Origin of the sequence: Paenibacillus sp. J45TS6 (genome assembly GCF_018403285.1) — a bacterium.
Taxonomy (GTDB): domain Bacteria; phylum Bacillota; class Bacilli; order Paenibacillales; family Paenibacillaceae; genus Paenibacillus.
Genome location: NZ_BOSJ01000082.1, coordinates 1 through 367 on the forward strand (window position 1 = coordinate 1; position 367 = coordinate 367).

Genomic DNA, 367 nt, shown 5'->3' on the forward strand with positions numbered 1-367 from the left:
CACACGTACCCATCCCGAACACGACCGTTAAGCCCTCCAGCGCCGATGGTACTTGGACCGCAGGGTCCTGGGAGAGTAGGACGCCGCCAAGCGAAAACCCTTTTGGGTTATTTTTTTTGCCCTAATGCTTTAATTAACGATAAGGGCCCTTAGCTCAGCTGGTTAGAGCGCACCCCTGATAAGGGTGAGGTCGGTGGTTCGAGTCCACTAGGGCCCACCATGTAACTTCATAATCCAAAATATGGGGCCATAGCTCAGCTGGGAGAGCGCCTGCCTTGCACGCAGGAGGTCAGCGGTTCGATCCCGCTTGGCTCCACCAATATTCCCTGATAGCTCAGTTGGTAGAGCACTCGACTGTTAATCGAGT

General features: G+C 54.2%; 2 tRNA genes and 1 rRNA gene. All 3 read left to right on the top strand.

The window, feature by feature from the left end:
* Positions 1-92 (top strand): 5S ribosomal RNA (rrf, locus tag KJS58_RS25065); the annotation flags it as partial.
* 51 nt (positions 93-143) lie between these two features.
* Positions 144-220, top strand: a tRNA-Ile gene (locus tag KJS58_RS25070).
* A gap of 23 nt (positions 221-243) precedes the next feature.
* A tRNA-Ala gene (locus KJS58_RS25075) sits at positions 244-319 on the top strand.
* Positions 320-367: the final 48 nt, after the last annotated feature.